This window comes from Streptomyces sp. NPDC055099, assembly GCF_053607685.1.
The window spans coordinates 491,105-517,185 of sequence record NZ_JBSGUA010000003.1; the positions used below are offsets into that span (position 1 = coordinate 491,105).

28 protein-coding genes are annotated in these 26,081 nt (G+C 71.5%); 11 read left to right on the forward strand and 17 right to left on the reverse strand.

The window, feature by feature from the left end; translation table 11 throughout:
• Nucleotides 1-60: 60 nt before the first annotated feature.
• The 10 genes from ACWFRU_RS10125 to ACWFRU_RS10170 form a co-directional block, all read right to left on the reverse strand.
• On the reverse strand, nt 61-483 hold the full coding sequence (locus tag ACWFRU_RS10125; protein ID WP_453685642.1) for an acyl-CoA thioesterase: 423 nt from the start codon (nt 481-483) through the stop codon (nt 61-63).
• Between the two features lie 27 nt (nt 484-510).
• A complete protein-coding gene (locus ACWFRU_RS10130) occupies nt 511-1,167 on the reverse strand; it encodes a hypothetical protein (RefSeq protein ID WP_453685643.1) in 657 nt (218 codons plus the stop codon).
• A gap of 96 nt (nt 1,168-1,263) precedes the next feature.
• Nucleotides 1,264-2,169: a TIGR03619 family F420-dependent LLM class oxidoreductase gene (locus ACWFRU_RS10135; RefSeq protein WP_453685644.1), complete on the reverse strand. Its 906-nt coding sequence runs from the start codon at nt 2,167-2,169 to the stop codon at nt 1,264-1,266.
• Between the two features lie 130 nt (nt 2,170-2,299).
• Nucleotides 2,300-2,884: a TerD family protein gene (locus ACWFRU_RS10140; RefSeq protein ID WP_453685645.1), complete on the reverse strand. Its 585-nt coding sequence runs from the start codon at nt 2,882-2,884 to the stop codon at nt 2,300-2,302.
• A gap of 52 nt (nt 2,885-2,936) precedes the next feature.
• The gene (locus ACWFRU_RS10145; RefSeq protein ID WP_453446583.1) at nt 2,937-3,530 is read right to left on the reverse strand and encodes a histidine phosphatase family protein; all 594 of its coding nucleotides are present in this window, start codon (nt 3,528-3,530) and stop codon (nt 2,937-2,939) included.
• A 110-nt stretch (nt 3,531-3,640) separates the two neighbouring features.
• Nucleotides 3,641-4,444: a hypothetical protein gene (locus ACWFRU_RS10150; RefSeq protein WP_453685646.1), complete on the reverse strand. Its 804-nt coding sequence runs from the start codon at nt 4,442-4,444 to the stop codon at nt 3,641-3,643.
• A complete protein-coding gene (locus ACWFRU_RS10155) occupies nt 4,444-5,772 on the reverse strand; it encodes a VWA domain-containing protein (protein ID WP_453685647.1) in 1,329 nt (442 codons plus the stop codon). Before ACWFRU_RS10155 ends, ACWFRU_RS10150 begins: the two co-directional genes overlap by 1 nt.
• A gap of 105 nt (nt 5,773-5,877) precedes the next feature.
• A complete protein-coding gene (locus ACWFRU_RS10160; RefSeq protein ID WP_453685880.1) occupies nt 5,878-7,122 on the reverse strand; it encodes an FAD-dependent monooxygenase in 1,245 nt (414 codons plus the stop codon).
• Nucleotides 7,123-7,157: 35 nt separating this feature from the next.
• A complete protein-coding gene (locus tag ACWFRU_RS10165) occupies nt 7,158-7,766 on the reverse strand; it encodes a C39 family peptidase (protein WP_453685648.1) in 609 nt (202 codons plus the stop codon).
• 35 nt (nt 7,767-7,801) lie between these two features.
• Complete coding sequence (locus ACWFRU_RS10170) at nt 7,802-9,013, reverse strand: pyridoxal phosphate-dependent aminotransferase (protein ID WP_365818948.1); 1,212 nt, start codon at nt 9,011-9,013, stop codon at nt 7,802-7,804.
• Nucleotides 9,014-9,097: 84 nt separating this feature from the next.
• On the opposite strand from ACWFRU_RS10170, the gene ACWFRU_RS10175 reads away from it, so the two are divergent.
• From ACWFRU_RS10175 to ACWFRU_RS10185, 3 genes are all read left to right on the forward strand, one after another.
• Nucleotides 9,098-9,742 carry a winged helix-turn-helix transcriptional regulator gene (locus ACWFRU_RS10175; protein ID WP_453685649.1) on the forward strand — a complete coding sequence of 215 codons (645 nt, stop codon included), beginning with the start codon at nt 9,098-9,100 and terminating at the stop codon, nt 9,740-9,742.
• 212 nt (nt 9,743-9,954) lie between these two features.
• Nucleotides 9,955-11,178, forward strand: a complete 1,224-nt coding sequence (locus ACWFRU_RS10180; RefSeq protein ID WP_453685881.1) for a low temperature requirement protein A — start codon at nt 9,955-9,957, stop codon at nt 11,176-11,178.
• 81 nt (nt 11,179-11,259) lie between these two features.
• Nucleotides 11,260-12,165 carry a HipA family kinase gene (locus ACWFRU_RS10185; RefSeq protein WP_453685882.1) on the forward strand — a complete coding sequence of 302 codons (906 nt, stop codon included), beginning with the start codon at nt 11,260-11,262 and terminating at the stop codon, nt 12,163-12,165.
• Between the two features lie 114 nt (nt 12,166-12,279).
• Here ACWFRU_RS10185 and aceB read toward each other — a convergent pair whose 3' ends face one another.
• Both aceB and ACWFRU_RS10195 read right to left on the reverse strand, forming a co-directional pair.
• Nucleotides 12,280-13,899 (reverse strand): malate synthase A, encoded by a 1,620-nt coding sequence (gene aceB / locus ACWFRU_RS10190; RefSeq protein WP_453685650.1) that lies wholly within the window; start codon nt 13,897-13,899, stop codon nt 12,280-12,282.
• Nucleotides 13,900-14,125: 226 nt separating this feature from the next.
• Nucleotides 14,126-14,725 (reverse strand): nucleotidyltransferase family protein, encoded by a 600-nt coding sequence (locus ACWFRU_RS10195; protein WP_453685651.1) that lies wholly within the window; start codon nt 14,723-14,725, stop codon nt 14,126-14,128.
• 209 nt (nt 14,726-14,934) lie between these two features.
• Between ACWFRU_RS10195 and ACWFRU_RS10200 the strand changes: the two genes are divergently transcribed.
• The gene (locus tag ACWFRU_RS10200) at nt 14,935-15,249 is read left to right on the forward strand and encodes a DUF5955 family protein (protein ID WP_453685652.1); all 315 of its coding nucleotides are present in this window, start codon (nt 14,935-14,937) and stop codon (nt 15,247-15,249) included.
• A 133-nt stretch (nt 15,250-15,382) separates the two neighbouring features.
• Here ACWFRU_RS10200 and ACWFRU_RS10205 read toward each other — a convergent pair whose 3' ends face one another.
• Together ACWFRU_RS10205 and ACWFRU_RS10210 are read right to left on the reverse strand one after the other, a co-directional pair.
• Complete coding sequence (locus ACWFRU_RS10205; protein WP_453685653.1) at nt 15,383-16,072, reverse strand: ABC transporter ATP-binding protein; 690 nt, start codon at nt 16,070-16,072, stop codon at nt 15,383-15,385.
• Nucleotides 16,069-17,154, reverse strand: a complete 1,086-nt coding sequence (locus ACWFRU_RS10210; protein ID WP_453685654.1) for an ABC transporter permease — start codon at nt 17,152-17,154, stop codon at nt 16,069-16,071. Before ACWFRU_RS10210 ends, ACWFRU_RS10205 begins: the two co-directional genes overlap by 4 nt.
• Nucleotides 17,155-17,301: 147 nt before the next feature.
• Between ACWFRU_RS10210 and ACWFRU_RS10215 the strand changes: the two genes are divergently transcribed.
• Nucleotides 17,302-18,516, forward strand: a complete 1,215-nt coding sequence (locus ACWFRU_RS10215) for a sensor histidine kinase (protein ID WP_453685655.1) — start codon at nt 17,302-17,304, stop codon at nt 18,514-18,516.
• A gap of 8 nt (nt 18,517-18,524) precedes the next feature.
• Nucleotides 18,525-19,169, forward strand: coding sequence for a response regulator (locus ACWFRU_RS10220; protein ID WP_453685656.1), 645 nt, complete (start codon nt 18,525-18,527; stop codon nt 19,167-19,169).
• A gap of 29 nt (nt 19,170-19,198) precedes the next feature.
• Here ACWFRU_RS10220 and ACWFRU_RS10225 read toward each other — a convergent pair whose 3' ends face one another.
• Nucleotides 19,199-20,014: an IclR family transcriptional regulator gene (locus ACWFRU_RS10225; protein ID WP_363209632.1), complete on the reverse strand. Its 816-nt coding sequence runs from the start codon at nt 20,012-20,014 to the stop codon at nt 19,199-19,201.
• A 401-nt stretch (nt 20,015-20,415) separates the two neighbouring features.
• Between ACWFRU_RS10225 and allB the strand changes: the two genes are divergently transcribed.
• Together allB and alc are read left to right on the forward strand one after the other, a co-directional pair.
• Nucleotides 20,416-21,750 carry an allantoinase AllB gene (gene allB, locus ACWFRU_RS10230; protein WP_453685657.1) on the forward strand — a complete coding sequence of 445 codons (1,335 nt, stop codon included), beginning with the start codon at nt 20,416-20,418 and terminating at the stop codon, nt 21,748-21,750.
• A 5-nt stretch (nt 21,751-21,755) separates the two neighbouring features.
• Nucleotides 21,756-22,886 carry an allantoicase gene (gene alc / locus ACWFRU_RS10235; RefSeq protein WP_453685658.1) on the forward strand — a complete coding sequence of 377 codons (1,131 nt, stop codon included), beginning with the start codon at nt 21,756-21,758 and terminating at the stop codon, nt 22,884-22,886.
• Between the two features lie 84 nt (nt 22,887-22,970).
• Here alc and ACWFRU_RS10240 read toward each other — a convergent pair whose 3' ends face one another.
• Nucleotides 22,971-23,711, reverse strand: coding sequence for an SDR family NAD(P)-dependent oxidoreductase (locus ACWFRU_RS10240; RefSeq protein WP_453685659.1), 741 nt, complete (start codon nt 23,709-23,711; stop codon nt 22,971-22,973).
• Between the two features lie 193 nt (nt 23,712-23,904).
• Between ACWFRU_RS10240 and ACWFRU_RS10245 the strand changes: the two genes are divergently transcribed.
• The 3 genes from ACWFRU_RS10245 to ACWFRU_RS10255 all read left to right on the forward strand — a co-directional run bounded on the left by ACWFRU_RS10245 (nt 23,905) and on the right by ACWFRU_RS10255 (nt 25,769).
• Nucleotides 23,905-24,822 carry a DMT family transporter gene (locus tag ACWFRU_RS10245; RefSeq protein ID WP_453685883.1) on the forward strand — a complete coding sequence of 306 codons (918 nt, stop codon included), beginning with the start codon at nt 23,905-23,907 and terminating at the stop codon, nt 24,820-24,822.
• A 33-nt stretch (nt 24,823-24,855) separates the two neighbouring features.
• Nucleotides 24,856-25,257, forward strand: coding sequence for a hypothetical protein (locus ACWFRU_RS10250; RefSeq protein ID WP_453685660.1), 402 nt, complete (start codon nt 24,856-24,858; stop codon nt 25,255-25,257).
• A gap of 92 nt (nt 25,258-25,349) precedes the next feature.
• A complete protein-coding gene (locus ACWFRU_RS10255; protein ID WP_453685661.1) occupies nt 25,350-25,769 on the forward strand; it encodes a ribonuclease domain-containing protein in 420 nt (139 codons plus the stop codon).
• A gap of 22 nt (nt 25,770-25,791) precedes the next feature.
• Here the strand turns inward: ACWFRU_RS10255 and ACWFRU_RS10260 are convergent, their stop codons facing one another.
• Nucleotides 25,792-26,001 carry a hypothetical protein gene (locus tag ACWFRU_RS10260; protein WP_453685662.1) on the reverse strand — a complete coding sequence of 70 codons (210 nt, stop codon included), beginning with the start codon at nt 25,999-26,001 and terminating at the stop codon, nt 25,792-25,794.
• Nucleotides 26,002-26,081 lie beyond the last annotated feature (80 nt).

The following is a 26,081-nucleotide window of genomic DNA, read 5'->3' on the forward strand; positions in this document are numbered from 1 at the left end:
CTCGTGCAGTTCCCGGCGCCCGGAGCCGGAGGCCCCAACTCCCGTGCCGGCGAGGGCCGGTCAGAGGCCGAGGAGGCCCGGGTCGGACGCCAGTGCCCTGAAGTACTCGCGCGGATCGGCCACCATCCGCCGTTCGTTCAGGTCCAGGAGGCCGCCTACGGATCTCACCTCGGCGGCCTTGGTGCCGTCGGCCTTGCGGACGTGCTGCTCGATGCGGAACGTCTTGCGCTCACCCCAGATGAACTCACAGGTCACCTCCACCTCGTCGCCCGCGCGCAGCTCGCTGAAGTAGCGGATGTTGTTCTCCAGGGCGACGGGGCCCACCCCCTTGGCGAGCAGATCGGCCTGCTCGATCCCGGCCGCGCGCAGCACGGACCAGCGGGCGTGCTCGGCGTACTGCAGGAAGACGGCTTGGTTCAGGTGGCCCTGCGCGTCCGTCTCGTACCCACGGACGCTGATGCTCACGGAAAACGGCTCCGACACGGCATTCCCTTCAATGGTTTTTCACGGTCACTTCGATGCCCGGCCCCTTCGGGGCGAGGCGAGGAGATAGCGCGGGCCACCGGCCCGCTCGGCATGTTCGCTGACCTGCCAGCCCGCCGCCTCCAGCGCGCCCGCACAGGTCCGCAGGCCCTCCGGCGACGCCTCGTGCACGGCGACGGCCTCGGGCTGCGGGGTCGCGCCCACCCGATAGCCGTCGGGCCCGGGCCGGCAGCCCGCGGCCTCCAGGGCAAGCGCGGCGGCCTGCACCAGATGCGTCCGCTCCCAGGCGCAGGGGCGGTCCCGCGCGCCGTCCGGGTTGGTCATGCGGCGCATCTCCAGGAGACCTTCCCAGGCGCTGCGTACGTCGCGTGCGCGGGCCGCCGGTCTTTCGGCGTCCGGCGGCGGCACGGGCTCGGCGCCGGTCCGGGCGGCGAAGAGGCCGGACGGAGCTGGGGCGGCCGGGGGAGGGCCGGGGGCCTCGGCGGTGGCAGGGACCTGCGCGCCTTCCCGCAGGCGATGGCCCGTGGGCGTCAGGAAATAGGCGTGCGGCGGACGGGGATGCCGGAAGGCGAGGCGGTGCCGCACGAGCCCCGCCAACTGCGCCTCGCTCCCCGTCAGCCGTCCCGTCGCCGGGTCGGCGGCCTCGATGATGCGCCGCTGAGCGGCTGTCGGAGGCTTCGTCATGCGCCCACCTCTTCCCCAGGTCTGCTGCCTGGTTCCGATAGTGCCTCGCGCCACTGACAACGGCCGCCGAACACCGGCTGTCCGTGGTCTGCCGAGTCAGCGAAGGGTGCCCGTGGCGGGGTCGACCACCTTCTCGACGACCGTTTCGAGCGTGCGCCGGTCGTCGTCGGCGCTGCCCCGCTCGCCGGGCGTGCCCGGGTAGGTGTCGAGCAGCACGTCGGTGGCGCCGAGTTCGGCCAGCGTCTCCAGGTCGGCCCGGAGCTGGTCAAGACTGCCGTGCCCGAGGGGGCGTTCGGCCGTGTCCGGCTGCGCGGTGAGCTTGAGCTGGAGTCGGGGCACCAGATCCGGCGCGGGGCGCCCGGCCGCCTCGGCCTGCGCCGCGATGCGGGGCAGCGCCGTCCGCAGGAGGTCGAGAGTCGGCATGAACGGGTGCCAGCCCTCGCCGAGGCGGGCCGCGCGGCGCTGGGCGGCGGGGGAGTTGCCGCCGACCCAGACGGGCAGGTGCGTCGCCGGGGCGGGGGCGTTGCGGATGTCCTCGTAGGCGACGTACCGGCCCTGGAAGGAGGTCGTCTCCTCGGTCCACGCGGCGCGTATCGCGGTGAGGTACTCGTCGGTGATGGCGCCGCGCTCCTCGAAGGGGACGCCGAGGGCCTCGTACTCGGCGCGGGACCAGCCGACACCGGCGCCGAGGATGAAGCCCGCTTCGTTGAGCTGGTCGATGTTGGCGGCGAGGCGGGCGGTCTGGAGCGGGTGGCGGTAGGGGATGACGGTGATCGTCGTGCCAAGACGCAGACCCGGTACGCGCCCCGCGAGATGCGCGGCGAGCACGAACTGGTCGTAGAAGGGGGCCGGGTAGACCGAGTGCACGTCCGGGGTGACCGTGATGTGGTCGGAGATCATCGCGAGGCCGAACCCGAGGTCACGGGAATCGGTCGCCTGGCGGACGAGGGAGTCGGGGGTGGTGCCGGAGCCGAAGTTGAGGAGATTCACGCCGTATCGCATGGCGGCAAGTCTTGATGATCTTCGGGGTGTGTGTCGAACCAGGTCGAACCGAGGCAGGCCCCGTCCGGGCCGGCCGGGGAAACCGGCCGGCCCGGAGCGCGGATCGCTCGCGCTGCGCCTGCCGGACCCGCTACTTGCTCATGGCGAAGCGCATCAGGGCCTGCTCGTCGCCCTGCTTGATCTTGCCGGTCTCGTTGATGACCTGGAGCTTCCAGGCGCCACCCTCCCGGACCGCCTTGGCCACGGCGCAGCCGTTGTCGTTCGTGAGCAGGCTCGGCCAGATGTCGGCGACCTGCTGGGTGCTGCCGCCCGTGGCGTCGTACACCTTGAAGCTGATGTTGCGCGCGTTCTGGAAGGCGCTGCGCTTCTTGTACGCGGCGGCGACGAACACGATGGACGTGATGTTCTCCGGCACGCGCTCGAACTCGACGGTCACCGTCTCGTCGTCGCCGTCACCCTTGCCGGTCTGGTTGTCGCCGCTGTGCACCAGCGAGCCGTTGCCCAGCGGGTCGAGCGAGTCGAGGCCCGCGAGCCGCACCGGGTCCGCCCCCGCCATCGCGATGGCGATCAGGTCGAGGTCGGTGCCGGCCTTCTGCCGGAGCTTGCCCAGCACTCCGCCGCTGCTGCCGACGGTGGGGTCCCACGACACACCTATGGACAGACGGGTCACGCCGCCCAGGTCCGCAGGTCCGTCTTCCTTCTTGAGCGTGATCATTCGCGATCCTTCTGGTGGTGAGAGAGCTTTATGGGACAGAGTGTGCCTGGTTTTACGGACGAATGTTCCAGCTCGCCACCACTGGGCGGCCGTGCTCCGTGCTGAGACGGCAGACCGTCCCCGTCGCCAACTGGAACAACGCCCCGCCCGACACCGGCAGTCCGAGGCGCCGCGCCGTCAGCACGCGCAGGAAGTGGGAGTGCGCGAAGAGGACCACGCTGCTCTCGTAGTTGGCCAGCGCCGCGTCGACCTTGGCCAGCATCCGGTCGGCCCGCTCGCCGATCTGCTCCGGGGTCTCACCGGGGTGCTCGGCGGGGCCCGGGGCCACTCCGTCCGTGAACAGATACCAGTCGGGGCGGGTGCGATGGATCTCCACCGTGGTGACACCCTCGTACGCCCCGTAGTCCCACTCGCCCAGGTCGGGGTCCACCCGGGCGTCCGGGAACCCCGCCAGCTCCGCCGTCTCCCTGGCGCGCTTGCGGGGGCTCGTGAACGCCGCCCCGATCCGGAACCGCCCCACCAGCGGCGCGAGTCCCCGCGCCTGTTCCCTGCCGTTCTCGGTGAGCGGGATGTCCGTCCAGCTGGTGTGCCGGCCGTTCATCGACCACTCGGTCTCGCCGTGCCGGACGAGGAGCAGGTCACCCATGGTGCGGAACTTCCTGTCTTTCGAAGGTCTGTCGGGGTCTCTCGCGGGTCCCTCGCGGGTCTGTCGGTGGTGGCCGGACCGGCGGAAAGCCGGTCCGGCCACCACCGAGACTAGATCCCCGCAGGCACGCGCGCCGGGCGGCCCGAGCCGCGCGTCAGGCAGTAGCCCCCGATGCCCGCGAGGGCGCCGAGCACGCCGCCGCCCGCGGTCCACAGCCAGCGGGACGACCACCAGGCCGATGCCCAGCCGTCCTCCGGCTCACTGGACTCCGCCGCCATGCCGGCGCCGATGCCCGGCACCAACGGCTTCGCCAGCGAACCGTCCACCGCCTGCGCACCGCCCGCGTCGCTCGACGTCACCTTCGTCGCCGCCCGCATCGGCAGACCCAGGTCGTCCGCCTTGAGGCCGGTGACGGTCAGGCGCGCGTAGTACGTGCCGGGCAGCGGGTCGTTGGCCCATGGCTCGGCCGACGCACGGACGGTGCGCAGCGTGCAGGACAGCTCGACCGTGGCGGCGTCCTGCGCGACCGTCTTCGTCTGCGCGCCGAACCGGCACGCCTGGCGGCGCCGCAGCCCGTCGTACACGTCGACCTGCCAGGTGGAATCGCCGTGCATCGCCGTGCCACCGGAGTCCTCGGGCAGCTTCACCGTGGCGTGCACGGTGGGGCGCTGCCCGATGTCGGCGGGGAACGACCAGTAGAGGTAGTCGCCGGTGGAAGCCTCCGCCGTCGCCTCCTGGTCCACCTGGATCGGGGTCGCCGTACGGAAGGACGTACCGGCCTCGGTGGGCGCGGCAGGCTTGTCGCCCCCGTCGCCGGAACCGTCGGCGAACGCCGCACCCGCCGTCCCGGCCAGGGCGAGCAGCGCGGCGCCGGCCAGCACGCCGGCTCGGCTCAGCACACGTGTCGTACGCATCAGTTGGTCCTCCAGACCGCGAAGCGCCAGCGCGAGAGCCAGCCCCAGACCAGACCGGCGACGAAGCCGGTGAGGATCAGCACGCCGAGCAGCCACCAGCCGTTGCCCAGGCCGAAGGACGCCACGTCCGTCGCCTCGTCGGGCGCGTCCACCAGATCGACGGCCAGCTCTACGGGGAGTCCCGGCGTCGTCTTCACGGAGGAAGGCGCGGAGTAGGAGTTGCTGACCTGGAGGCACACGGTCTCGGCGGCGGGCTCGCTCCCGTCCGCCATCTCGTCGTCCGCCTCGTCGTCCGCGTCGTCGTCCTCCGGCTTCGGATAGCGCAGGCCGGTCGAGATCACGTCCGTGCGCCCGTCACCCGCCTCGGAACCCCGCACGATCTCGCGGCCGTGCACGGTCGAGGCCCGCAGCAGCACCCCGTAGTCCTTGTTCACCGCGCGGTCGGCGCCGACGCTGACGGAGGCGCGCAGCTCCTGGCCGGGCCTGACGTCGACGCGGTACCAGCGGTGCTCGCCGAACTTCTCGCGGTCGGTGTAGACACCGGCCTTCAGTTGGGGGGCGTCGGTGCACCGGTCGGCGCCCTCGGTGGCCACCGGAGTGGCCACGGGGTCCGCGGCGCGGTCCACCAACTGCTTGACGCGGCCCGAGAGTTCATCGGTGTGCCGCACCGACGTGTAGGTCCCGCCGGTCGCCTCCGCGATGCAGCTCAGCTGGTCGCGGGTCTTGGCATCCGGCACCAGGCCGAGCGTGTCGATCGTGAGATGGATGCCCTCGGCGGAGATCTTGCGGGCCACCTCGCAGGGGTCGAGCGGCTGGCAGGTGTCCTCGCCGTCGGAGATGAGGACGATCCGGCGGCTGCGCTCCTTGTTGTCGTCCTTGAGGTCGTCGGCGGCCTTCAGGAGCGTGGGGCCGATCGGTGTCCAGCCGGTCGGCGCGAGCGTGGCCACCGCGGTCTTCGCGTCGGTGCGCCCCGCGCGGTCCAGCTCCGCCACCGGGTAGAGGAGCTCGGTGTCCTTGCATCCCGTCTTGCGGTCGTCGCCGCGGTAGTTGGCACCCAACGTCCGTATGCCGAGCTGTACTTCGTCCGGCGTGGCGTCGAGCACCTCGTTGAACGCCTGCTTCGCCGCCGCCATCCGGGACTTGCCGTCGATGTCGCGGGCGCGCATCGAACCGCTGACGTCGAGGACGAGCTCGACCTTGGGTGAGGGCTGCGCGGGTTCGTCGTCACCGGCGGGGGAGGCGGCGACGGGGCCCGCCGCGCCGAGCCCGGCGGTCAAGGCGGCGAGCAGGGCGAAGGCCCCGGCCGCCAGCCGATGTCTTGTGATCATCGCCGGATCTTATTGATCTTGGCGTGCATACCCAAACCGAAGGATGGGTATGACCTTTTGCCGCCTCAGCCCGGGCCCCGGTTCACTGCCCGCGACGCTTCGGGCTCACCGCCTCAGCTCACGGCCCCCGAAGGCCCCGCCCCCGTCCGCCTGCTTCCACCAGGTCTCCAGGGCCGTCTGGTCCATCGTGTGCCAGGCCGGTGTCTCCTCGACGAGCGCGCGGCCGAGACGCCGCCCCAGATCGACCATCGCGGCACCGGTGACACTCCGGTCGGTGTCGTACGTGTCGAGTGCGTCCGCCCAGGTCGTTGCCGTGGCGAAGGCGGACTCCAGGACCGTCGCGTCCTGCAGCGCCTTGACCGCGCCCGCCCCGGTGTGCGGCCGGGCGACGGTGGCCGCGTCACCCGTCAGGAGCACGCGGCCCGTGGTGTAGCGGGGCGCCGTGTAGTCGTACATCGGCTGGAGGAAGAGCTCGTCGGGGGTGGTGGTACGGATGAGTTCGCCCCAGTAGGGAGGCAGCAACTTGTCGCACACGTACGTGAGATGCGTGGCGAGGGCCGCCGTGAGCCCGCCGGGCGGGAGGCTGGTGGGGGCGGTGAGCCGCAGGTCGACGCCGAGTCCGAGGTCGAGGCCCGGCGGCGGTGCCGTGTAGAGGACCCAGTTGACGCGGTGGCCGCCCGCCCCGTCGGGGATGCGGTAGACGACGACATGCCCGCCGGGGAAGACGACGTACGCGCAGTCCTCCTGAGCCCACAGCCCCGGGTCCGCCAGCCGGTCGGCCGGGAAGGCGCCGCGCCAGGCGAGGTAACCGGCGTACGCGGGACGGACGCCGGCGAACACCCCCGCACGGACCACGGAGCGGTAGCCGTCGGCGCCGATCACCAGGTCGAACCGCTCGGTGCCGTCGGCGGTGACCACCTCGGCGCCCTCCGGGCCCTCGGCACCCGCCGTGCCCGGTCTCACCTCGTCCACCGCCACGCCCGCGCGGAAGGTCACGGAAGCGGGCACGCGGCCGCGCAACTCACGCCACAGAGGAGCCCAGTTGTACGTACGGAAGGCGAACGGCATCGCCCCGATCTCGTGCCCGAGCGGCCCGGACGCCGACCCGTCCCGCACATACCAGCGGCGCCGCTCCAGCTGCACCCACGGCATGTCCGCGTCCAGATATCCGGCGGAATCCAGCTCCGCGTACCGGGAGTTGTGCACCGCGAGGCCGACGCCGCGGTCGGCCAGGCGCTCCGCCGCCCGTTCGTACACCGTGATCTCCGCGGCGCCGCCGCGGTACGCGGCGAGTGCGGCGGCGCATCCGGCGATGCTCCCGCCCACGACGGCGACCCTGCCTCCACGCATCATCGCGCCATCCTGGCAGCAAGGGTGACCCTCTGTCAGCGCAGGGACACCCCACGTCCGGCGAAGAACGGTTCGAAGTCCGAAAGTGAGAGGTCCGCCGTCCGTGTCCCGGCGTCGATCCCGGACGGGTTGTGCAGATGCAGGCCGCCGTCCGCGGAACGCCCCGTGACCAGCACCAGGTGACCGCCCCGGCCGGGGGACGGCCGGTGCGGGCGGCGGATCTCGTAGTGCACCGAGACCATGACCGCGTGGCCCCCGTCGAGCAGGCCGGTGATCTCGTCCACCGTGAGGTGCCGGTGGACCGTGGCGTTGACGCCGTGCACGTCGCGTACGTACTCCGCGAACGGGGCGTAGATCAGCCCGCGGATCGTGCCGTCGGCGTCCTCCGTGTACGCGCCGTACTTCAGCGCGCCGTCCCGCAGCTCGAAGAGCGAGGGGGCGGACGGGCCGAGCGCCATCCGCAGGCAGGTCAGGCCGCACAGATGGCCGCACCAGCGCGCGTAGTCGTCGAGGGTTCCGGCGCCCGACTCCGCCCAGGCGGGGTCGGCCGCGCGGTCGAACCCGTCGTACACGATGGGCCCGACGAGGTCGGGCGAGGCGAACTGGGTGAGAGAAGGGACCTGGCAGGCGGAACAGAGAGACACACGACCCCCGTCGTCCGGTGGCGTCACCGGTCACATCACTGGCGGTACCCGCTGAGGAAGCGGCCGATGCGGCTGATGGCCGCGTCGAGGTCGTCAGCGTAAGGGAGCGTCAGGATGCGGAAGTGGTCGGGGCGCGGCCAGTTGAAGCCGGTGCCCTGGACGACCTGGATCTTCTCCTGGAGCAGCAGGTCCAGGACGAACTTCTCGTCGTCGTGGATGGCGTGCACCTTGGGGTCGAGGCGCGCGAAGGCGTACAGGGCGCCCTTGGGCTTCACGCACGAGACGCCGGGGATCTCGTTCAGCTTCCGCCACGCCATGTCGCGCTGCTCGTACAGCCTGCCGCCCGGCACGGTGAGCTCGCGGATGGACTGCCGGCCGCCGAGCGCGGCCTGGATGGCGTACTGGGCAGGGGCGTTGGGGCACAGGCGCATGGAGGCGAGCATCGTCAGGCCCTCCAGGTAACTCTTCGCGTGCTGCTGCGGCCCCGTGACGACCAGCCAGCCCGAGCGGAAGCCCGCCACGCGATAGGTCTTGGAGAGCCCGCAGAAGGTCAGCACGACGAGGTCGGGGGCGAGCGCGGCGACGCTGTGGTGCACGGCGTCGTCGTACAGGATCTGGTCGTAGATCTCGTCGGCGAACACCATCAGGCCGTGGCGGCGCGCGAGGTCGAGGATGCCCTCCAGGATCTCCTTGGGGTACACCGCGCCCGTCGGGTTGTTCGGGTTGATGATCACGACGGCCTTGGTCCGGTCGGTGATCTTCGACGCCATGTCGTCCAGGTCGGGGTACCAGTCCGCGGACTCGTCGCACGTGTAGTGGACGGCCTTGCCTCCGGACAGGGTCGTCACGGCGGTCCACAGCGGGAAGTCCGGGGCGGGGATGAGGACTTCGTCGCCGTCCTCGAGGAGGGCCTGCACGGCCATCGTGACCAGCTCGGAGACGCCGTTGCCGAGGAAGACGTCGTCCACGGAGACCTCGTCGAGGCCGAGCGCCTGGTAGCGCTGGGCGACCGCGCGGCGGGCCGAGAGGACGCCGCGCGAGTCCGTGTAGCCGTGCGCCTGGGGAAGCATCCGGATCATGTCCTGGACGATCTCCTCGGGCGCCTCGAAGCCGAAGAGCGCGGGGTTGCCGGTGTTCAGGCGCAGGACGCTGTGGCCCGCCTCCTCCAGGGCGTTGGCGTGCTCGATGACCGGACCCCGGATCTCGTAACAGACCTCGCTGAGTTTGCTGGACTGCCGGAACTCCATGCGCTGTGCCTCCCGTGACGTGAGTTACTTGGTTTTACCAAGCTGGAGCTTGGAAAGTCCAACAACTTGCATAGACTGAGTCGCATGCCACCTGCTTCCAGGACCCGCCGAAGCTATGACCAGTACTGCGCCGCCGCCCGCGCCCTCGACGCCGTGGGCGACCGCTGGAGCCTGCTGATCGTCCGGGAGCTCCTGGCCGGCCCGCGCCGCTACACCGATCTGCACGCCGACCTGCCGGGCGTGAGCACGGACGTCCTGGCGTCCCGGCTCAAGGACATGGAGCGCGAGGGCCTGACGACGCGCCGCCGCCTTCCCCCGCCCTCGGCCGCGTACGTCTATGAACTGACCGGGCGGGGACGTGAGTTGCTGCCGGTCCTCCAGGCGCTCGCCACCTGGGGCACACCCGCCCTCCAGGAGCGCGCGCCGACGGACGCGGTCCGCGCCCACTGGTTCGCGCTGCCGCTGCTGCGGGTCCTGGCGGGGCTCGGGGTGGAGGGGGTGGTGCAGGTCCGCCTGGACGAGGGGGAGTTCCACGTACGGGTGGGGGGCGGGGGAGACGCCTACGGCGACGGCCCGGCGCCCGCGGAACCGGACGCCCGCATCGTCATGGACGCCGGGACGTGCGTGTCGGTGAGCGGGGGAGCCCTGACGGTGGGGGAGGGCGTGCGGGCGGGCCGCATCGAACTCACGGGCGAGGGAGTGCTCGCGAAGGCGCTGCGGGCGTCCTGAGCGTGCCAGGCCGGTACATCGGGAGCTGTACGGACTCTCCGTGCAGGCGGAGCGGTCGGAGCAGCCGTGGCGGCCATGCGGCGGCATTCGGGCTCTCGCGCCGCTCGCGTGCCGTGCCCGCCGCGCACCGCCGGTAAATAATGCTGTTCATGAGCGACCCCACGCACCCCGGCAGCACCGACAGAGGCAAGCCGGCGCACCGCCGGTTGCCCATGACGGGCCGTGACCCGCACGAGCAGGGACGGACCTCCACCCCGCTGGAACTCCTCTTCGACCTCACCTTCGTGGTCGCCGTCGGCACCGCGGCCTCCCATTTCGCCGAGATGGTGGCCGAGGGGCATCCGGGGCAGGCCGTCACCGCGTTCGTGCTGGCGATGTTCGCGATCAGCGTCGCCTGGATCAGCTTCAGCTGGTTCGCCTCCGCCTTCGGTACCGACGACTGGCTCTACCGGGTCCTGACGATGGTGCAGATGATCGGCGTCGTCGTCTTCTCGCTCGGCCTGCCGGCCATGTTCCACTCCGTCGAGGAGGGCGGGCACCTCGAACTGCGGGTCATGGTGATCGGCTATGTCGTGATGCGCGTCGCGATGCTTATGCAGTGGTGGCGCGCCGCCCGGGAATCGCCCGAGTTCCACGGCGTCGGCATGGCGAACATCCGCTGGACCGCGATCGCCCAGATCGGCTGGATCGTGGTCGCCTTCACACAGCCGCCGCTCGCCGTCGCCTTCGTCGCCTTCGTCGTGCTCGGAGCCCTGGAGCTGGGACTTCCGGTGCTCACCCAGGGCTCCGCGGGCGGGACGCCGTGGCATCCCCACCACGTCGCGGAGCGCTACGGCCTGTTCGCGATCATCGTGCTCGGCGAAGGCGTCGTCGGTACCGTCGCCTCCTCGGGCGAGCTGCTCGGCGGCGCGGACGGAACGCACTGGAGCGGGAACGCCGTCGCGGTGGTCATCGCCGGCGTCGGACTGACCTTCGGCATGTGGTGGGTCTACTTCGCCACCCCCTTCGGTGACGTCCTCGTGCACCGCCGCAGCCGCGGGTACCTCTTCGGGTACGGGCACATCCCCCTGTTCATCGGGATCGCGGGCGCCGGCGCCGGACTGCACGTCGCCGGCCTGTACCTGGAACACCACTCCGAGATCAGCGACGTCGCCGTCGTCCTGTCCCTCGCCATCCCCGTGGGCCTCTACCTGCTGATGGTCTATCTGCTGCACACGCTGCTGCTGTCCGCCGCGGACCGCTTCCACCTGGTCCTGATCTCCTGCACCCTCGCCGTCCTGCTCGCGGCCGTCCTGCTGGCCGCCGCCGGGGTCGCCGTCGCGGTGTGCCTGCTCGTCGTCATGCTCGCCCCCGTCGTCACCGTGATCGGCTACGAGACAGTCGGCCACCGCCATCAGCGGCGGATGCTGGAGAACCTCGGGACGCGGGACGGCTGACCGCGGCGCCCGGTCGATGTGCCCACCCCATACGCTCACTTCATGACAGAGGAACGGAAGCGGGGAGTGGGGCCCTTGAAGGTGTTGAGGCAGGTCGTCGCGACCCGCTATGTCGAGCCGCTGCGGACCGGAGGCTCCGTGCCCGGTGTCGTCGAGACCGACGACCTCGGGACGTACGTCGTGAAGTTCACCGGGTCGGCGCAGGGCCGCAAGGCGCTGGTCGCCGAGATCGTCGTCGGTGAGCTGGCCCGCCGCCTCGGCCTGCGCTTCCCCGAGCTCGTCCTGGTCCACTTCGACCCGGCGGTCGCGGCGGACGAGCCGCACCAGGAGGTGCGGGACCTGCTGGACGCGAGCGCCGGTCTCAACCTGGGCATGGACCTCCTGCCGGGCGCCGTGGACTTCACCCCCGAGGCGCTCGACGTGGACCCGCTGGAGGCGGGCAAGGTGGTGTGGCTCGACGCCCTCACCGCCAACGTCGACCGCACGGTGCACAGCTCCAACCTGATGATCTGGCCCACGTTGGGCATCCAGCGGCCGAGGCTGTGGCTGATCGACCACGGCGCGGCCCTGATCTTCCACCACCGCTGGGGCGCGTCCGCGCCGGACAAGGTGTACGACTTCCGGCACCACGCGCTGGGCGGGTACGGGCCGGACACCCGGGCCGCCGACGCGGAGCTCGCGCCGCTGGTCACGGAGTCCGCGCTCCGCGAGATCGTCTCCCTGGTCCCCGACGCCTGGCTCGCCGATGAGCCGGGGTTCTCGTCCCCGGACGAGGTGCGGGACGCGTATGTCGACTTCCTGCTGGCGCGGGCGCGGGCCTCGGCGGAGTGGCTGCCGGTGGACTTTCCCAGTCGGGGTGAGCTTGCCGCGGCGGATGCGCGGCGCGCGGCCGAAACGGAGAAGGGGCGGCCCTCCTGGCTGAAGCGGGTCCCCGATCTGCACGGAGAGCCTGCCGCCGAGCAGGACTGGTCGCGGCACCTCGGTTAGCTGCGGGCCGTGTTCGGCTGGTCGCGCAGTTCCCCGCGCCCCCAAGGGGCACGACTGAGCCCCCGGCGCTGTGCGGTGCCGGGGGCTCAGTCGTGCACTGGCTGCGTACGGAAGTCAGCGAAGCTGCTCGTACGCCGGGAGGGTGAGGAAGTCCGCGTAGTCCGCGTCCAGGGAGACCTGGAGGAGGAGGTCGTGGGCCTGCTGCCACTTGCCGGCCGCGAAGGCCTCCTCGCCGATCTCGGCGCGGATGGCGTCCAGTTCGGCGGCGGCCACCTCGCGGGCCAGCTCCGCCGTCGCGGTCTGTCCGTTCTCGAAGACGACGCCCGCGTTGATCCACTGCCAGATCTGCGAGCGCGAGATCTCGGCGGTGGCCGCGTCCTCCATGAGGTTGAAGATGGCGACGGCGCCGAGGCCCCGCAGCCACGCCTCGATGTAACGGATGCCGACCTGGACGGCGTTGACCAGGCCGTCGTACGTGGGCTTCGCGTCGAGCGAGTCGATGGCGATCAGGTCACCGGGGGCGACCTGCACGTCCTCGCGCAGGCGGTCCTTCTGGTTGGGCTTCTCGCCGAGCACCGCGTCGAACGACTTCATCGCGATCGGGACCAGGTCCGGGTGCGCGACCCAGGAGCCGTCGAAGCCGTCGCCGGCCTCACGGTCCTTGTCGTTCTTGACCTTCTCGAACGCGACCTTGTTGACCTCGGCGTCCTTGCGGGACGGGATGAACGCCGCCATGCCGCCGATCGCGTGCGCGCCGCGCTTGTGGCAGGTGCGGACGAGGAGTTCGGTGTACGCCCGCATGAAGGGGGCGGTCATCGTCACGAGGTTGCGGTCCGGCAGGACGAACTTCGAGCCGCCGTCACGGAAGTTCTTGACGATGGAGAAGAGGTAGTCCCAGCGGCCCGCGTTCAGGCCCGACGCGTGGTCGCGCAGCTCGTAGAGGATCTCCTCCATCTCGTACGCGGCCGTGATCGTCTCGATGAGGACCGTGGCGCGGACGGTGCCCTGCGGGACGCCGACGTAGTCCTGGGCGAAGACGAAGATGTCGTTCCAGAGGCGGGCCTCCAGGTACGACTCCGTCTTCGGGAGGTAGAAGTACGGGCCCTTGCCGAGCTCGACGAGGCGCTTGGCGTTGTGGAAGAAGTACAGGCCGAAGTCGACGAGCGCGCCGGGGATCGGGGTGCCCTCGAACTGCAGGTGGCGCTCGTCCAGGTGCCAGCCGCGGGGGCGCATGACGACGGTGGCGAGCTCGTCGGCGTCCTTGAGGGAGTACGACTTGCCGCTGCGGTCGTCCGTGAAGTCGATGCGGCGCTCGTAGGCGTCGGTGAGGTTGAGCTGGCCCAGGATCACGTTCTCCCAGGTGGGTGCCGAGGCGTCCTCGAAGTCCGCGAGCCAGACCTTGGCGCCCGAGTTCAGGGCGTTGATGGTCATCTTGCGGTCGGTCGGCCCGGTGATCTCGACGCGGCGGTCGTTCAGGGCGGCCGGGGCCGGGGCCACCTTCCAGGAGTCGTCCGCGCGGATCGCGGCGGTCTCGGGAAGGAAGTCGAGCGTGGAGGTGCGGGCGATCTCGGCGCGGCGCTCGGAGCGGCGGGTGAGGAGCTCGTCACGGCGGGGCGTGAAGAGCCGGTGCAGCTCGGCCACAAAGGCGAGGGCCGCGTCGGTGAGGACCTCCTCCTGCCGCGGCAGAGGCTCCGCGTCGACGATGGCCAGCGGGGACTGCGCTGGTGCGGACATGAGCTGTCACTTCCTTCAGCGAGCTTCACAGGTGGTGCCGCGGCGGCCGCCGGGCATTCGCAGTGACACTCAGTGCCACAGGAGCCGAGATACGGCCGTGGACCCCACATGAGGGAACGGGTGCTTCTGAACAGTGGATACTAGTTTCCTCATAGTGGAAGTTCAATCGTCTGTTGATGTCGAGATTCTCTTCATCGACAGAACGTGTCGCTGGGTGCCATGCCGGTCACTCAAGGTGGATCAGGTCGGCGGGCGTGTCGATGTCGTACGCCCGGGCCACGTCCCCGCACTCGACGCGTGTGATGTCTCCCGCGTGTTCCTTCAGGTAGGCGCGTGCCCCGCGGTCACCGATCGCGCTCGCCGCGATGCCCGCCCAGTGGTCGGCGCCGAAGAGCACCGGGTGCCCGCGCTCGCCGTCGTACGCGGCGGCCGCGAGGGTGGCGCGGGAGTGGTAGGCGGCGTACACGCGGGCCACCGCGGCGGGGCCGATGCCGGGCTGGTCGACGAGGGAGACGAGGGCGGCGTCCGCGCCGTCCCCGGCGTCGCGGAGGGAGGCGATCCCGGCCCGCAGCGACGAACCCATCCCCTCCTCCCAGTCCGGGTTGTCGATCAGGACACAGTCGGGGAGCGAGGCCTTCGCGCGTACGACATCGGCGTCCGCGCCGAGCACCACGTGCACGCGCGTGCACCCGCCCTCGCGCAGTACGCGGACCGCGTGCTCCACGAGGGGCCGGCCCCGGTGGTCGAGGAGCGCCTTCGGCCGGCCGCCGAGGCGTCGCCCGCCGCCCGCGGCGAGGAGAAGTCCGGCGATCATCGGATTCGTCATGGCTCCTGCATACCGCACCCTGTCCGCGCCGTCCCGGCAGTCGGGGGGCCTCCCAGGGGTGGACGTGGCGTGTTCCGGCCATAAAGTGGCGCGTCCTGCTTCTCGTGGCGTTTACTGGCCCGCGGCCCTCTGGCGTCTGACCAACGCCGTCCGGGGTCGGCAAGATCTGAACGAGTACGTACGCACGACATCGTGCGAGGGGGAGAGCTGTGTTGCGGAGCGTGGGGCAGAGGCGAGTGACCGGCAGCGACGAGGATCCGCGGGTCGCGGAGTTGGGCACGGCGGTCTCGCGCCTGCGCCGTGAGCTCGCCGCGCACCCGGCCGAGTTTCCCGACCGGGGTATCGCTGAGGACGAGCTCGCGGCGCTGGCCGCGATGGCCCGGAGCGGTGCGCCGGAGGTGCCGAGGCTGCGGCGCTCGCTGCTCTTGGTCGCGGGCGCGATCGGCTCGGTCAGCGCGCTGGCCTCGGGCCTCGCCGCGGTGAGGGGAGCGGTGGAGCTCTTCGGTGACGCGGGGCATAGGTAGGCCGCCTGGCCTTGGCCGGCGTGCATCACCGGCTCCGCCGAGTTCGTCCTCAAACGCCGGACGGGCTGGATCAGCTGCCCGACGGGTTGGAACAGATGCCCGACGGGCTGAATCAGATGCCCGACAGGCTGGATCAGATGCCCGACGGGGCGGAGACCCCCACCCTCCCGTCCACCAGCTCCACCACCCGGTCCGCGACAGTCAGCCGGGCCCGGTCATGGGTGACCAGGACCGTTGCCGTCTCCCACTCCCGCGTGAGGCGGCCCAGCAGGTCGAGTACCGCGGCGCCCCGCTCATGGTCCAGCGCGCTGGTCGGCTCGTCGACCAGGAGTACCGCGGGCTCGTTCATCAGTGCCCGTGCGATGCCCACCCGCTGGCGCTGACCGCCCGAGAGCTGGTGCGGGCGCCGATGGGTGTGTCCGCCCAGGCCGACCGTCTCCAGGAGCTCCCGTGCTCGCTCCCTGGACCCGTCCGCACGCCCGCGTCCGTCCAGGCGCGCCATCAGTTCCACCTGCTCCAGCGCCGTCAGCGACGCCAGGAGGTTCGGCTGCTGGAAGACGATTCCCATCCGCCGCCGCCTCAGCTCCGCACGTTCGGCCGCCGACAGTGACCCGGTCTCCGTGCCGCCCACGACCACCCGGCCCCGCTCGGGGGTCACCAGCGTCGCCGCCACCGCGAGCAGGCTGGACTTCCCGGAGCCCGACGGGCCGACGACCGCCGTCAAGGTCCCGGCGGGGACGTCCAGGCCGACGCCGTCGAGCGCCGTGAGGCGTCCCTCACCGTCCGGGTACGTCAGCGTGACGTCTTCGAGGAACAGACTCATCGGGCACTCCCCAGCGCGGTCAGCGGGTCTACGGCGGTGATGCGCCGGACGGACAGGCCGGCGCCGAGAGCCCCGAGGGCGATCATCACGGCGGCGGGCCACAGCACGGTCGGCGGATCGAGCACGAAGGGGACGTCCCCGCCACTGATCGCGGAACCGACCACCGCCGCGATTCCCGTCCCCAGGGCCGTCCCGGCGGCCAGCATCAACACGGCCTGTCCGAGGGCGTCCCTGAGCAGATACGGCGTCGACGCCCCCAGCGCCTTCAACACCGCGATGTCACCCGCGCGTTGAATCGTCCACACCGTGAAGAACGCCCCTATGACGAGCGCGGAGATCACGAAGAGGAAGCCCCGCATGAGCTGCAGCGAACCGTTCTCCGCCTGGTAGGAGCCGATGGCCGTGAGCGCGCCTTCGAGGGACCTCGTCTCCGTGCCCGCCGCCTCGTCCCCGGCCGCGAGGTCCACCCCGCCGCCGGTCCGCAGCGCGATGACCGTGGCCTGGTTCTCCGGCGACGTACCCCGGTGGCCCAGCCCCTGCCAGTCGTCGAGCGCCGTCCACACGACAGGGGTGTGGCTGTACGAGGCGTCCGACGCGACCCGCGCGACCCGCTCCTCGACCCGGCTCCCGCCGAGCCGCACCGTGTCCCCGGCGCCGACGCCGAGGTCCGCCGCGGCCTTCGTGGAGAGCACCGCCTCGCCCGGCGCGACGCCGTCCGGCGCGATCCCGGAGTCCGGCTCGACGCCGAACGCGGACACGGCGGCCGAGCGGTCACCCGCGGTGGCGTTGAGGGTGCTGATGCCGATCGGCTCGGCGGACCGTACGCCGGGCTGAGCCGCCCACTGCTCCCAGGCGCGCTGTTCCAGCTGGGAGCTGGTGAAGGAGGCGGACTGACCGGCCGGTGGCGCGGCGAACGCGAGGTGGTCGGCCGGGAGGCCGGTGATCGCGGAGGTGTTCTCCCTGGCGAGCCCGGCGGTGAGCCCGGAAAGGAGCCCCACGAGCAGAGTGATGAGTACGACGACGGCTCCCATCAGGGCGAACCGCCCCTTGGCGAACCGAAGGTCTCTCCATGCGACGAACATCCCCCCACCCTCCGTCCGCGCGCCCGCCCGGGGCATCGCGCCACAGCACGCTTCACCCGAATCGAAGGGGGGAGCCCACGATCAACCTTTTGGTTGAGGGGCCCCGGAGCGGCTCCGCATACGCTGGAAGGTCCGATGAAAGGTCCGATGAACATCTCCGAAGGTCCGCAGCCCCTGGTGGGGTCTCGCCGGCCCACCCCCGTCGCCCTGGTCCTGCGGCTCTGCCTGCACGCCCTGCTCGCGGGGCTGCTCGCGCTCGCCGCCGTGCGGGCCCTGGCCGACGGCGCGCCGCGTGCCGGGGCCGTCGTGGCGGCCGTGCTCGTCGTGGGCGGCGTCTACGTGGCGGGCACGCTCAGCCCGGCCGTGGCGCGGTCGCAGCGGGCGGCGGCGGTGTGGCTCGGCGCGCTCGGCCTGAGCTGGGTGGCGCTGCTCGTCCTGTCGCCGGACGGGCTGTGGACGGCCTTCCCCCTGTACTTCCTGCAACTGCACCTGCTGCCCGTGCGCTGGGCCCTGCCCGCCGTCGCACTCACCGCCGCTGCCGCCATCGCCAGTTTCGTGGCACACGGCTCACCCCTGTCGCCCGGCAGCTTCATCGGGCCGCTGCTCGGCGCGGCCATGGCGGTCGCCACCGTCCTCGGGTACGAGGCGCTGTACCGGGAGAGCGAGCGGCGCCGGCAGCTCATCGACGAGCTCGTGGCCACGCGGGCGGAGCTCGCCGCCGCCGAGCGGACCGCGGGCACCCTCGCCGAGCGCGAGCGCCTCGCCCGCGAGATCCACGACACCCTCGCGCAGGGCCTCTCCTCCATCCAGCTCCTGCTGCGTGCCGCCCAACGCGCGCTGCCCGCGGGATCACCCGCCGCGCCGCACATCGAGCAGGCCCGCGCCGCCGCGCAGGACAATCTCGCGGAGGCACGGCGGTTCGTGCGCGCCCTCAGCCCGCCCGACCTGGAGCACGGCTCCCTGGCCGGAGCCCTTGAACGGCTCTCCGCGTCCGCGTCGCCCGGCTCCGACATGCACGTCCAGTTCACGGTGAGCGGCACACCGACCGAGCTGCCCACCCCGTACGAAGTGGCCCTGCTCCGCACCGCCCAGTCGGCCCTCGCGAACACCGTGCGGCACGCGGGCGCGGAGCGCGCCGAGATCACCCTGAGCTTCATGGACACGTCCGTGTCGCTGGACGTCGTGGACGACGGCCGCGGCTTCGACCCGGCATCGGCGCCCAGCGAAGACGGTGGCTTCGGGCTGCCCGCGATGCGGGCGCGCGCCCGGTCCCTCGGCGGGACGCTGAGCGTGGAGTCGGCGCCGGGCCAGGGGACGGCCGTCGCGGTCACCCTGCCGCTTCCGACGGGGGCCGCGCTGTGAGCGCCGGGGTGCCGGAGCCCATCCGGCTGCTCCTCGCGGACGATCACCCCGTCGTCCGCGCCGGACTGCGTGCCGTGCTCGACACCGAGCCCGACTTCACCGTCGCGGGGGAGACGGCGACGGCCGAGGCGGCGGTGGCGCTCGCCGCGACGGGCGGGTTCGACGTCGTCCTGATGGACCTTCAGTTCGGGGCGGGCCTGCACGGGGCGCAGGCCACGGCCGCGATCGCCGCCGAGCCCGGAGCGCCGCGGGTGCTCATCCTGACGACGTACGACACGGACGCCGACATCCTCGCCGCGGTCGAGGCGGGAGCCGCGGGATATCTCCTGAAGGACGCGCCGCCGGAGGAGCTGGCCGCGGCGGTACGGACCGCGGCCGCGGGGCAGTCCGCGCTCGCTCCCGCGATCGCCCACCGGCTGATGGACCGGATGCGGGCGCCCGGGGAGGCGCTGACCGGGCGTGAGCTTGAGGTGCTCAGGCTGGTGCGGGAGGGGCTGTCCAACCTGCAGATCAGCAAACGCCTGTTCCTGAGCCAGGCCACCGTGAAGTCCCATCTGGTGCACATCTACGCGAAGTTGGGAGTCGATTCGCGTACGGCGGCGGTGGCCGTGGCGACGGGGCGGGGGCTGATCCGGGGCGGCGCCGGTCAGTAGCCGGTCTCCAACCCCCACGCCCCCGGGGGTTACGCCGCCGGACCCGAGCTGGCCAGCGCGGCGGACAGCTCCACCGCCACCTCCTGCAGCACCGGGACGATCTTCTCCACGGCGGCCTCGGTCACGCGGCCGGCCGGGCCGGAGATCGAGATGGCGGCTGCCGTGGGGGAGTTGGGGACCGACACCGCCAGGCAGCGGACCCCGATCTCCTGTTCGTTGTCGTCGACCGCGTAGCCCGCGCCGCGCACCACTTCGAGCGCGTCGAGGAAGCCCTCCGGCGTGGTGATCGTCTTCTCCGTGGCGGCGGGCATCCCGGTGCGGGCCAGGAGCGCGCGCACCTCGTCCGGCGGGGTGTGGGCGAGCAGGGCCTTGCCGACGCCCGTGGAGTGGGGGAGGACCCGGCGGCCCACCTCGGTGAACATCCGCATGGAGTGCTTGGACGGCACCTGGGCGACGTACACGATCTCGTCGCCGTCGAGCAGGGCCATGTTCGCCGTCTCGCCGGTCTCCTCGACCAGGCGCGCGAGGTAGGGGCGCGCCCAGGTGCCGAGGAGGCGCGATGCCGACTCGCCGAGGCGGATCAGGCGCGGGCCCAGCGAGTAGCGGCGGTTGGGCTGCTGGCGTACGTAGCCGCAGGCGACCAGGGTGCGCATCAGGCGGTGGATCGTGGGCAGCGGGAGGCCGCTGCTCGCGGAGAGCTCGCTCAGACCGACCTCGCCGCCGGCGTCCGCCATCCGTTCGAGGAGGTCGAAGGCGCGCTCGAGGGACTGGACACCACCGCTGGCAGCGGGCGGCTTGGAGGCGGCGACTTCGGTGGAGGCGTCGCTGGCGCTTGACGTCGGCACGGCGCAGTCCTTTCGGGGCTGACGGGCAAGGCAGCAGCCTACCGGGCGGTTCTCCGCGAGGTCCCTCTGCGGGCCTGGCGTCAGCGCCGGTCAGGGCCGTCCAGGGACCGGTCGGGGCGCCTTTGTCCGCTTCTCCGCCGGCACACCCGGTGATCGTTCGACGGCCCGGTTGTGTGTAGCTACGTTCTGTCCTGTGGAATTCTAATTCCACTTTGTGGAAACGTCCAGTGCGCTCGGGGTGGCCTCTTGACGGTTCGGGGTCGGCCGTGAAGACTCCTTCAACAGAACGTTGAATTCCGTTTAGCGGAAACGAATGGTCTGTGTAGCGGAAAAGAACGAACAGTAGAACGAACGCACGTAAGCAAGCGACAGCGAAGAAGCGAAGAGAGGGCGTTGAGGACGTGGACGTAGAACTGGTGCTGCGCTCGACCCGCGTGATCACCCCGCAGGGAACCCGCGCCGCGTCGGTCACGGTCTCCGGGGGGAAGATCGCGGCCGTACTCGCACACGACGCCGACGTACCGGCGGGGGCCAGGGTCGAGGACTTCGGGGACGACGTCCTGCTGCCCGGACTCGTCGACACGCACGTCCACGTGAACGACCCGGGCCGCACGGAGTGGGAGGGCTTCTGGACCGCCACCCGTGCCGCGGCCGCAGGCGGCATCACCACCCTCGTCGACATGCCGCTCAACTCCCTGCCGCCGACCACCACCGTCGACAACCTGCGCACGAAGCAGGACGTGGCCCGCACCAAGGCGCACATCGACGTCGGCTTCTGGGGCGGCGCGCTGCCCGACAACGTCGGTGACCTCAAGCCCCTGCACGACGCCGGTGTCTACGGCTTCAAGTGCTTCCTCTCGCCGTCCGGCGTGGACGAGTTCCCGCACCTGGACCAGGACCGTCTCGCCACCTCCATGGCGGAGATCGCCGGCTTCGGCGGGCTGCTCATCGTGCACGCGGAGGACCCGCACGAGCTGGACGCCGCCCCGCACAAGAGCGGCCCCAAGTACACGGACTACCTTCAGACCCGCCCGCGCGTCTCCGAGGACGTCGCGATCGAGGGCCTCATCGGGCTCGCCAAGCGGCTTGGCGCCCGTGTCCACGTACTGCACCTGTCGTCCTCCGACGCGCTGCCCCTGATCGCCGCCGCCAAGCGCGAGGGTGTCGAGCTCACCGTCGAGACCTGCCCGCACTACCTCACGCTCACCGCGGAGGAAGTCCCGGACGGCGCGAGCGAGTTCAAGTGCTGCCCGCCCATCCGCGAGGCCGCCAACCAGGACCTGCTCTGGGACGCGCTCGCCGACGGCACCATCGACTGCATCGTGACGGACCACTCGCCGTCCACCGCCGACCTCAAGACCGACGACTTCGCGACCGCGTGGGGCGGCATCTCAGGGCTCCAGCTGAGCCTCCCCGCGATCTGGACCGAGGCCCGCAAGCGCGGCCACAGCCTCGAGGACGTGGTGCGCTGGATGTCGACGCGCACCTCCGAACTGGTCGGACTCGACCAGAAGGGCGCCATCGAGGCCGGCCGCGACGCCGACTTCGCGGTCCTCGCGCCCGACGAGACCTTCACCGTGGACCCCGCGGAGCTGCAGCACCGGAACCGGGTCACGGCGTACGCGGGCAAGACCCTCAGCGGCGTCGTGAAGTCCACCTGGCTGCGCGGCGAACGCATCCTGCACGGCGGCGAGTTCAGCGAACCCGCAGGCCGACTTCTGGAAAGGAAGAACTGATCACCGTGACGGCGCAGAACATATCCTCTTCGGCTACCTTCACCGGCGACGCCAGCCCCTACGGCGGCGGCGACCCCTACGCGGACTACCGCACCGCGGACTTCCCCTTCACCCAGTACGCCAACCTTGCCGACCGGCAGCTCGGCGCCGGTGTGATCGCCGCCAACGACGAGTTCTTCGCGATGCGCGAGAACCTCCTCCTCGCGCACCCCGCCGTGTTCGACCCCGAGCACTTCGGCCACAAGGGCAAGGTCATGGACGGCTGGGAGACCCGCCGCCGCCGTGGTGTCTCCGGCGAGCACCCGTGGCCCACCGCCGACGACCACGACTGGGCGCTCGTACGCCTCGGCGCCCCCGGTGTCGTACGCGGCATCGTCATCGACACCGCCCACTTCCGCGGCAACTACCCGCAGGCCGTGTCCGTCGAGGGCACGAGCGTCGACGGTTCGCCGACCCCCGAGGAACTCCTCTCGGACGACGTGAAGTGGACGACTCTCGTACCCCGCACGGCAGTCGGCGGCCACGCGGCCAACGGCTTCGCCGTCGACTTGGAGCAGCGCTTCACGCACCTGCGCGTCAACCAGCACCCGGACGGCGGCATCGCCCGCCTCCGTGTCTACGGCGAGGTCGTCGCCGATCCCAAGTGGCTCGCGGCGCTCGGCACGTTCGACGTCGTGGCCCTGGAGAACGGCGGCCAGGTCGAGGACGCGTCCGACCGTTTCTACTCCCCGGCCACCAACACCATCCAGCCGGGCCGCTCCCGCAAGATGGACGACGGCTGGGAGACCCGGCGCCGCCGCGACAACGGCAACGACTGGATCCGCTACCAGCTGGTGGGCCAGTCCGAGATCCGCTCCGTCGAGATCGACACGGCCTACCTCAAGGGCAACTCGGCCGGTTGGGCCGCTCTTTCGGTCCGTGACGGCGAGGACGGCGAATGGGTCGAGGCGCTGCCCCGCACCCGCCTGCAGCCCGACACCAACCACCGCTTTGTCCTGGACGCCCCGGTCGTCGGCACGCACGTGCGCATCGACATCTTCCCGGACGGCGGCATCTCGCGGCTGCACCTCTTCGGTTCGCTGACCGAGGCGGGACAGAGCCGCCTGACGGCGCGTCACCAGGAGCTGGGCGGCTGAACCGGAGCCGCTGAGGCCCGCTGAAAACGTGGGGCGCACCGGGTGGACAGCCCCGGTGCGCCCCATCGCCATGCCCGCGTGCGGTTACGCGGAGTGCCCGCCGTCGACCACGAGATCCGCGCCCGTGATGAACGAGGCGTCCTCACCGGCGAGATAGGCCACGAGCGAGGCCACCTCGTCGGCGGAGCCGAACCGGCCAAGGGCGGCCGCCGCCTTCTGGGGCTCGGCGAACGGCCCGTCGGCCGGATTCATGTCCGTGTCGATCGCGCCCGGGTGGATCACGTTCACGGTGATCCCGCGCCCGGCGAGCTCCCGTGCCAGGGGCTTGGTCATGCCGGTGAGCGCCGCCTTGCTCATCGCGTACAGCGTGCTGCCGCCCCCGCCCACGTACCGGACGAGCGCGGTGCCGGTGGAGATGATCCGGCCCCCGTCGGCCAGCCTGCCGGCCGCCGCCTGCGAGGCCAGGAAGACCGCGCGTACGTTGATGTCGAGCACCCGGTCGATGTCGGCGAGCGCCAGGTCCCCGATGGGGCCGAGCACTCCGATGCCCGCGTTGTTCACCAGGATGTCCAGGCGGCCCAGGTCGTCGGCCGCGCGCTCCACGGCTCCCGCGGCGTCCCCGGGGTCCGCCGCGTCCGCCCTGATGGCGAACCCGCGCCGCCCCGTCGACTCGATCTTGGCGACGACGTCGAGAGCGGCGGCCTCTTCCTTGACGTACGTGATCGCGACGTCGGCTCCCTCCTGGGCGAGCCGCAGCGCGATGGCGGCGCCCATGCCGCGGCTGCCACCGGTGACGAGAGCGGTCTTGCCGGTCAGAGAAGACATGTCCTAAAACCTCATTCGCGTGGGTATGTTGCTTAATGCCTGAGAAGTGCTTGCGGGTTCAATGAAAGCGGGCGGGAGGACCCGTCGCTGGCGGGAAATGGACACCGCTTTCGCGGCGGAGGGGATACGGTGATCGACCCGCGTGAGAGCCGCCGAAGTCTCCACATCACCGCATCCGTTGGAGACCGCGCCCGTGTCGACGCTCACCGTTCCCGCCGCGCCGCCCGCCGCGCGCCGCGCCTGGCTCACCGACCTGCCCGTCCTGCTCGTGGCCGTGGTCTGGGGCGCCAGCTATCTCGCGGCGAAGGGCATCACGACGACGCACACGGTCGTCGCCGTCCTGGTGCTGCGGTTCGCCGTCGTGCTGCCCGCGCTCGTGGTCGCCGGATGGCGCGGCCTGCGCGCGCTGACGGCCCCGCAGTGGCGCGGGGCGGGAGCGCTCGGCCTCGTCCTGAGCGGGATCTTCCTCCTGGAGACGTACGGCGTCGTCCACACATCGGCGACCAACGCGGGTCTCATCATCAGCCTCACCATGATCTTCACCCCGCTCGCCGAGGCCGCGGTGACGCGGAAGAGGCCGCCGCGCGCCTTCCTCGCCGCGGCCGGGCTCTCCGTGCTCGGCGTGGTCCTGCTGACCCAGGGCGGCGGCTTCACGCAGCCCTCGGTGGGAGACGGCCTGATCTTCCTCGCGGCCCTCGCGCGCACGGTGCACGTCCTGGCGATGTCCCGGATCAAGGCGCTGCGGGATGCCGGGGACTCGGCGTCGCTCTCGCTCACCACCGTCCAACTGGGCACCGCCGTGGGTGTGTTCGCGGTGCTGGCCGCCGCGGGCACCGGCGCGACGCCCTGGGCCGTGGCGGCGGACTTCGGTGCGCGCGAGTGGGCCGGACTGCTCTTCCTGTCCGTGTTCTGCACGCTCTTCGCCTTCTTCGTGCAGATGTGGGCGGTGCGCAGGACGTCTCCCTCGCGCGTGAGCCTGCTGCTCGGGACGGAGCCGTTGTGGGCGGCCGCGGTGGGGATCGCGCTGGGCGGGGAGCGGCTGGGTGTGGTGGGTCTGGTGGGGGGTGTGCTGGTTCTGGTGGGGACCAGCTGGGGCCGCGGGGTGCGGTGATACCTTCCGGGGCCGATCACACAGGGGGAGCCCATGAACGAGTACTTCGAGCAGGATTTCGCCGCGGCCGCGGAGAAGCGCCGCATCTGGGGCGCGGTGCTGTTCCTCGCCGCGGGTGTCATCTGGGCGGTGCTCGCCTGGCAGTTGATGGTGCCGTTCAGTGACGGGGACGACGACTCGTCGAGCAGCCGCAAGTGCCAGTCGGTGCTCTTCTACGAGGGGGACGCCCCGACATGGCAGGACTCCACGTGGGAGGACTGCCGCGCGCAGCGCCGGTGGCCCGAGATGCTGGGCTGGCTGGGGCTCTCGGTGCCGCTGTCGGTGGCCGGCGCGGTGCTCTACACCGGCGGGACCACCAGTCTGCGAATGCGGGAGTACATGGCGCAGCACCGCATCGCCGCCGCGAAGAGCGCAGCCGCCGCGAAGAAGGACTGAGGGCGGCGAGCAGGCCGCGCTCGGTTAACTCCCGGAAAATTCACCGTACTTGGCGTTGACAGCGCTGCCTCTACGCGCGTCACACTGGTCGCATGCGAATCCCCCCACGAATCGTGAGCATCACCGCCCTCGCCGCCGCCCTGCTTGTCGGCGGCCCCGTCGCCGCGACCGCGAGCGCGGTCCCGGACCAGCACGCCCCCGCCTCGACGGCGTACTCCGTCACCGCCGTCGGTGACATCTGCTACTCCGCGCTGCCCGCCCAGGCGCACGACACCCTGGACCTGATCGAGGCGGGCGGCCCCTACCCGTATCCGCAGGACGGCACCGTCTTCCAGAACAGGGAAGGCATCCTGCCCTCCCAGGGCTCCGGCTACTACCACGAGTACACCGTGAAGACGCCGGGCTCACCGGACCGCGGCGCCCGCCGTGTCGTGACCGGTGAGAAGAACCAGGAGGACTACTACACCGCCGACCACTACGAGTCCTTCGACCTGGTCGACCACTCCTGCTGAGCCCACCCGCCCGGCACGGTACTCACCGACGGGCCTTGCGGCTCTCCGCGACCGCGAACAGTGCGAGCGCCAGCACGATCAGCGCGACGCCCGCGTAGATCTCGTATCCGTCGAGGAACCCGATCCGCCGCACGAACCCCCAGCCGCGCAGCCGGCCGGTCAGTCCGTGCACCAGGGCGGCCACGCCCTGGATCAGGAGAAGGACGCCGAGGACCTCAAGTACCTGCTTCATGCCGAAGAGCCTCGCCCCATGGACCCCCCACGCACATCGGCCACGGGGCGAGGCCTCTTCCCCCGGCACCCTCCCAAAGT